7 protein-coding genes are annotated in these 7,083 nt (G+C 45.0%); 1 reads left to right on the plus strand and 6 read right to left on the minus strand.

The window, feature by feature from the left end:
- Positions 1-4 precede the first annotated feature (4 nt).
- Positions 5-1,027 carry a hypothetical protein gene (locus tag AC1DLM_RS24800; RefSeq protein WP_477571468.1) on the plus strand — a complete coding sequence of 341 codons (1,023 nt, stop codon included), beginning with the start codon at positions 5-7 and terminating at the stop codon, positions 1,025-1,027.
- Positions 1,028-1,128: 101 nt separating this feature from the next.
- Here the strand turns inward: AC1DLM_RS24800 and AC1DLM_RS24805 are convergent, their stop codons facing one another.
- From AC1DLM_RS24805 to AC1DLM_RS24830, 6 genes are all read right to left on the minus strand, one after another.
- Positions 1,129-2,043, minus strand: a complete 915-nt coding sequence (locus tag AC1DLM_RS24805) for an aldo/keto reductase (RefSeq protein ID WP_477571469.1) — start codon at positions 2,041-2,043, stop codon at positions 1,129-1,131.
- A 265-nt stretch (positions 2,044-2,308) separates the two neighbouring features.
- The gene (locus AC1DLM_RS24810) at positions 2,309-3,352 is read right to left on the minus strand and encodes a glycoside hydrolase family 88/105 protein (RefSeq protein ID WP_477571470.1); all 1,044 of its coding nucleotides are present in this window, start codon (positions 3,350-3,352) and stop codon (positions 2,309-2,311) included.
- Between the two features lie 24 nt (positions 3,353-3,376).
- Positions 3,377-4,153 carry a carbohydrate ABC transporter permease gene (locus AC1DLM_RS24815; protein WP_441991277.1) on the minus strand — a complete coding sequence of 259 codons (777 nt, stop codon included), beginning with the start codon at positions 4,151-4,153 and terminating at the stop codon, positions 3,377-3,379.
- Between the two features lie 67 nt (positions 4,154-4,220).
- Positions 4,221-5,123, minus strand: coding sequence for a carbohydrate ABC transporter permease (locus AC1DLM_RS24820; RefSeq protein ID WP_477571471.1), 903 nt, complete (start codon positions 5,121-5,123; stop codon positions 4,221-4,223).
- Positions 5,124-5,481: 358 nt separating this feature from the next.
- Positions 5,482-6,816, minus strand: a complete 1,335-nt coding sequence (locus AC1DLM_RS24825; protein ID WP_441991239.1) for an ABC transporter substrate-binding protein — start codon at positions 6,814-6,816, stop codon at positions 5,482-5,484.
- Positions 6,817-6,912: 96 nt separating this feature from the next.
- Positions 6,913-7,083 (minus strand): AraC family transcriptional regulator (locus AC1DLM_RS24830; protein WP_477571472.1); only part of this gene is annotated, 171 nt, incomplete at its 5' end.

A 7,083-nucleotide genomic window follows, 5' to 3' on the forward strand; every position in this document is an offset into this window, starting at 1 on the left:
TAACATGATTTCTGAACGACTTATCCAGCGTGATTGGACGAAAACAATGACTTCCGCTGCAAGTGCCGTATATGGAGCGGTCAGTTACACCGATAAAAAAGCGCTCTCCCTTGTAGACGTTATGGGGTTCACTGGACACGCCTTCCGGCTTAATATCGATCCAATTGAAGTAAACGTCGCAGGTCCAACATCTTTTCCTGGTGGTTATATTCTTCGCAGGAATTTATGCAACTTGGGCTATACCAGCAATATGGGAGAAGCCTCTACACCTGTATCTCCTGACAATTTGGAGCAAACGATAGCACTTATTCAGCGATCTATTGACAAAGGCTATCCAGCTATCGTCTTCGATCTATTTATTCCGGAATTCGGACTGATTTACGGTTACGACGACGATATGCAAATCTTTAATGCTAAGGATGTCTCGCAAGAAGGTACAATTACATACGCAGATTTCGGTCGACCTAAAATTCCTGTCCTATTTTTAGTCACAATCGAAGATAGTCTTCCTCACTCCAAATATGAGATGCTCCGTATGGCACTGGATATGATTGTGGAACACACTCGTGGGCGCGAGTGGACATATAACTTCAAAGACCGTTATACGCAAGGACTAAAAGGGTATGATGCGTGGATCCAAGTTATGGAGAATCGAAACGCTGACGAGTTCGGTAATGCTTACAACATTGCGGTTGTAGCTGATGCTAGAGAATTTGCTGTCAAGTTCCTTCGAGAAATGTCCATCAAATGGGACGGCAGCAATGTCGTGGAACGAACAGTCCGAAGCAAAGCGGCAGAGGCTGCTGCTCATTATGAAACCGTGGCAGAAGCTTTAAGTGATTTACGCGAAATCTTCCCTTTCCCTCAAGGCKGTCAGCCAAAGAATCCAATCCTAGCAGATAGCGCTATTAAACTATTAAATATTGCGAGAGAAGCGGAAACTAAGGGTATTGAGGTTCTCGAAAAGCTATTGCACTTTATGAAAGCTTATCACTCGGATATTTGGATTAAACCGACGTCGAATTGATTATTTAATAGCTATTAGAACACTATGCGAATATGAAATAATTGAATCTCATGCTAAAAGAAAAGTGTCGGCCCATGCGTAGTTGCATGGGCCTCCAAGATTTATCGATGTTGTTCATATCTATTCAATTGAGTTAGCTTACGAAGTAGGGTAACCTCATCTTCTGTTAAAGGCGGTCCCTCTGCTGCGTCGATATTGTCCAACAATTGATACATCGAGCTGGCTCCTGGGATGGTCACAGCGACCGTTGGATGCGATAACGCATAGCGAATTGCAAGCTGGCTTAGATTGCGATCACTTGAATCGGCTAGCTCCTGTAATTGGGGATGAAGGGTGAAAAGTGATTCTGCTGTGTAATCAAGATATCCTTTCTGAAGACGCCCCTGTCCTCCGCTCGACAGAATTCCTTTCGCTACTGGACCGCGAGCTATCATACTGATCGAATGCTCGGCAAGCCAAGGCAACACGGCTTCCTCCGGCCGTCGATCCAATAAGCTATATTGACTCATGACGCTAACCATCGACGAACGGTTTGTATACTCACGAATGACATTAGGACGAATCGAGGAAATACCATAATAGCGAATGATCCCCTCACGCTTCAATTGTTCAAAGGCTTCGATCGTCTCATCGATCGGGTCCTCCAGCGTGCCCCCGTGCAATTGATATAGATCAATGTAATCCGTACGCAGCCTTTTCAAACTATCTTTGACCGCGGAGACTATGTATGCTTTGGACGCATCCCATGCCCAGCCATCTTGGCCGGGAATTCGTCGATTACMAACTTTTGTGGCTAAAATAAGTTCCTCACGGCGGCGATCAYGAATCGCTTGTCCGACGATTTCTTCATTGAGACCTTCTTCGTACAAATCTGCCGTATCTATAAAATTTACCCCTCGATCCAATGCTGCATGAATCATCTCGATTGCGAGCCGTTGATCTGTGCCTAACGACATGCAGCCTAAGCCAACCTCGCCTACCATGAGCTCCGAAGTGCCTAATCGATTTCGTTTCATTGGTATGTTCCCCTCCGATATCGTGTTCTAATACCTATATGATATCTCAAAAAGGGCATTTCCGGCTATGGACGAAATAGACGATTTGAGAAACGAATACCCGTGAAAGCGGACAATAATAAAGTCTTGATAGCAGTAGCGATGCAGTTGGCCGGAAATAATCCTTGATGGAAAAAACACAAAAACCTCCAGCTATCTCGAACAATTACGGTATGAGCCGTAAAATCCGAAACGAACTGGAGGTTTGATGTCAACTATTCTCTGCTTAGCAGCCGTTCCCAAAGCTATTCTTCTTCGATTGCAAAACCTCAGCAAGGAATGTCAAGGTTAAGCCTTGCCCCCATCCTTGAATGCGTTTGTCCGGCACGCCTTTGTAACCTTCAGCATTTTTCATGACAGCCGTTCCCGCGGATACACCAGTTACTGTGCCATCCTCGGTAATTCGTGCTAAGATGCCGTCGATCGACTTCTGTGTATATTTGTTGTACAATCTGCCCCGCGTAAGCAAAGCAGTGGCAATTCCGGCTGACCCTGACGTCTCCAGCGGAGCTGTCGGATCACTAAGAATGGTGTGCCACAAGCCTGATTCATCTTGCAATCGAACAAGTGCGCTTAGTTGATCACGCAATGAGCCATCAATAATCATGAACGAAGGATGCGTAACTTCAACGAGATGAAGTGCGCGCGCCATCGTGAGCGCAGCCCAGGAGTTCCCGCGTGCCCAGAACATAGCGGACATATTATTTTGAGCGATATTGTCCCATCCATGATAGTACAGGTTGGTTCTCGCATCTTGCAGGACGTTCTCATGTCCATGATACTGCTTCAAGCCAAGCTCGAAATAGTCATCATTATTCAGTAGTGTACCAACACGAAGCAGGAAGTAACCAGCCATAAACATCGTATCTACCCAAGCTTGTTCTGGAAAGTTATACGTTTCGGAATTAACCGTATGTTGGAGGATATCTTCTCCAAACCGCTCCGCTTGTGTCGCAAGGAATTCCGCCATTTCCTTCACCGTATCTAGATATTTTTCTTCTTTTGTCACGTCATATAGAGTAAGAAGGGAGTGTCCGATGGACACCGCATTGACCGAAAGCTTCGGCAAGCCATCCTCCATATTTTCATCCACCCAAGCCTTCAACCTAGTTAGATACGATTCATTCCCTGTTGCCGCATAAGCTTCGCAAACCCCATAAAATGCGACACCACCTGGCCAATCCCATCCGAAGTCCATACGAAACGTGCGATCTACCACACGGTCGATGGCTGATCTGATATCATTTTCCTCAAATACTAATTTCGGCATGTCTATAAGCTCTCCTCTCATCTTCTATCCTTTCAAGCCGCTTGTGCTGATCCCTTCAACAATGTACCGTTGGAAAATGAAGAACACGACAACAATCGGTACCAGTGACGCGGATGCCATTGCGAACATGCCCCCCCAGTTGTTCACTGACTCTCCATCCAAGAAAAGTTTCAAGGCCAGGGACACAGGGTACATACTCGGCTTATTTAAGTAAAGCAGCGGGTTTATGAAATCTTCCCAGCGCCAGTAGAAGGAGAAGATCGTTGATGTAATGAGCGCTGGCACGATTAGTGGAACCAAAATCCGGAAAAAGATGCTGTATTTACTACAGCCATCCATTTTCGCAGCTTCATCAAGCTCAATTGGAATCGTCCGAATGAACTGCATAATCAGGAAGATAAAGAAAGGAATCGCAAAGAACTGCGGTACGATGATCGGCTTAAAGGATCCAATCCATTCTAACTTCGCAAACAATACGTATTGCGGAATAATTGTAACATCGTGCGGCAGCATCATCGTAAGCATCATACAACCGAACCAGAAGTTTCTTCCGAAAAATGGGATACGGCCAAACGCATAAGCAACGAGGGCTGAACTGACCACCGCGCCGATCGTAGATAGGATCACGATATAGAACGAGTTCATGAAAAAGCGACCGAATGAATTACCTGCGAATCCTCTCCAGCCCGTTTGAAAGTTCTCCCAAGCGATCTTGCTCGGAATCAAGCTGTACGCGGTTGAAAAAATTTCACTATTTGGCTTCAACGAGCTCGCAAGTAACCAAATGATTGGGTACATCATCACAAGTGAACATAGGACTAAAAGGAGATGATAGCCAAAGCGTTTGTAGTTAATCGAATGTGCCATGTTATTTCTCTCCTTTGTTTTYGTAGTAAACCCAGTATTTCGATGTTTGGAAAATAACGAGTGCAATGATACCKACAAGTATTAACATGACCCATGCCATTGCGGAAGCGTAACCCATTTCGTAGAATTGGAATGCTCTGCGGTATAAGTACAAAGAATAAAGTAATGTATTGTCCAGCGGTCCACCTTCGCCACGTGAGATGATATAGGCTGGCGTAAAGGTCATGAACGCAGAGATGGTTTGCATAATCAGGTTAAACAGGATAATTGGGCTGAGCAACGGAAGCGTAATTTTGAAGAACTGGCGAATTTTATTCGCACCGTCTACGCTAGCTGCTTCATAGTAAGACGCTGGAATGTTTTTGAGACCTGCAAGGAAGATGAGCATGGAAGAACCGAACTGCCAGACGGACAAAGCAATCAGTGTCCATAGCGCCGTCGACGGGTTGCCGATCCATGATGTATCTGTGTGAATCCCAATAACACCAAGTGCGGAATTGACCAAACCTTTATCTCCGAATACTTGCGTCCACATGATGGAAACTGCCACGCTGCCGCCGATCAAAGAAGGCAAGTAGAACGAGGAGCGATAAACGCCGATACCTGAGACAGCTTTATTAAGCAGAACCGCTACCATTAATGCGAATGCGAGTCGTAGTGGCACGCTGGCGAACACGTACGTAAAGGTTACACTGACGGATTTCCAATACTTATCATCCGCGGTGAACATTTTTTCATAGTTGTCAAAACCGATAAAATTCGGTGCATCAAACAAGTTGTAATCCGTAAATGAATAAAAAAGTGATGAAATGATCGGATACAGTGTGAAGATGAGAAATCCCAGAATGAAAGGGGAAGCAAATATGTACCCCACCAGGTTATCGTTATAACGCAGCTTGTTCATTGGTGATCAACCCCTAACCTTGATTTATGAAGCGGAAGCCTCGCTTCCTCTCTTCTCTACCTTTATTATAAAAGAGTTGATTCGCTGCCAGAAGGCAAAAAACCGTTGTGTTTGTATAAATAACAGAGTGATAATAGCGGTTACATCGTACTATTGGAAGGTCATTTCTATCGTGGGATGTGGCAGGCTCGGGTGTTACGTAGCCTCAACTTTCGATTGAGAACTAAAGCTGACGACCTCGACGGAATCGCCTCCCCACCTGCTCTTTAGTGATGAAAAACATCACTAAAGCTGACGATCTCGTCTGAACGATGAAAAGCCTCCGCACGATAAACATGCGGAGGCTCTCGGACCAAGCTTATTTTTTGTTTTTAGCTAAGATTGCGTTCGCGTCCTTACGGAATTTCGCTGCGCCTTCTTCAACAGTTAATTTTTTGTACATGATTTGTTCAGCCGTATCTTTAAGCAGTTTCTCTACTTCAACGGAACCAATTGGGCTTGGCGGATCCATTGGAGAAGCGTTTTTCTCTGCCCAAGCTACGTACTCAAATACTTTCTTTTGTTCTGGCGTCAATAGCGGCATCAAAGCTTCTTTCACTTTGGAGGAAACCGGTACACCGCGCTCGCCCATGATGATCTTGTTCGCATCGATATCATTGATCAAGAAGTCAACGAATTTGGCTGCTTCTTCTTTATTCTTAGAGCTTTTGGACACAGACCAGAACATACTTGGTTTCAAGAATAGGGCTTTGTTTTGACCCCAGCTTGGCGTTTTCATTACATCCAGTGTACGTTTAGCCGCTGTATTGAAACCAATAAATTGGTTGGACCAACCGAATGTAGCAAGCGCATTGCCTAGTACCATTTCGTCGTCTTCTGCCGTTCCTTTTTTCTGTGCTAGCTTATCAAGCGGCAGCAAGTAACCGGAATCATACAATTTTTTATACATCGTGTAATAGTCAACAAAGGCTTTATCATCGGTATAACCAAGACTAGCTCCATCTGCCGCGTATAGTTTCTGACCAACACTTCTCAGATAGAATGGGAAGTATACGTCATGACGAAGATCTCCTGCAAGCAACTTGCCTTTGGCTTTCAGCGTCGCGCCAACTGCGTCCAAGTCAGCGAAAGCCCAATCTTCTTTCAGTGTAATGCCATTGTCTTTCAGCATTTGCGGATCAATCGTAGCGCCAAGTGCATTGGAACCTGCATTCATCGCAACCAGTTTACCGTCAATTTTACCGCCGGAAATGTTGTTTTCAGCAATATCTTTCACATTCAGCACGCCGCTCGTTGTAAATGGTGTCAAATCTTCCAGTTGCCCTCTAGTTCCGTATTGAGTCAAGTAGGAGATATCCATTTGAAATACGTCAGGTAATCCATTCGCAGCAGCCTGCGGTGCAAGCTTCTTCCAATAATCGTCGAATGCGGCATATTCCGATTCGATTTTCACATTCGGGTGCTTCTGCTGATACAATTCAATTACTTTCAATGTATAGTCATGACGTGCTTGTCCGCCCCACCAAGAAACACGCAAAGTAACTGGATCTGCTTTGGCACTTGTCGTTGGTGCTGCACTTGCTGCTGGGCTTGTGCCTGTGCTCGGTGTGCTTGTTGATCCGCTAGAACCACTTGTACCACAACCTGCAAGTAGTAACGCGGCTGAGATTACTGTAAACATGACTTTTTTCATCTGTCATTTCCTCCCCAAAGTTGTAATCGTTTTCTTTCTACTCGTATTATGCCGCTGGAAGGAGCAAACGTTAATCCAAAATACAGACCTATTTGTTTAAAATGCAGAGGTGTCTGTCGATTTCATGTACTCCGATGGGGTTGAACCTCGGTATTTTTTGAATACTTGACTAAAATATTGTGGATTGTCTCCGAAACCAAGTCGTTCAGCGAGTTCGAAAATTTTGATATCCGCATCCTCAGCGATCAACTCGGTGGCTCTATTAAT

The organism is Paenibacillus sp. 01T442 (assembly GCF_056398345.1).

What these genes read in the sequence shown, in the direction of transcription:
- AC1DLM_RS24810 (WP_477571470.1), bottom strand. Translation starts at nt 3,352, where the DNA reads ATGCCGAAATTAGTATTTGAGGAAAATGATATCAGATCAGCCATCGAC.
- AC1DLM_RS24815 (WP_441991277.1), bottom strand. Translation starts at nt 4,153, where the DNA reads ATGATGTACCCAATCATTTGGTTACTTGCGAGCTCGTTGAAGCCAAAT.
- AC1DLM_RS24825 (WP_441991239.1), bottom strand. Translation starts at nt 6,816, where the DNA reads ATGAAAAAAGTCATGTTTACAGTAATCTCAGCCGCGTTACTACTTGCA.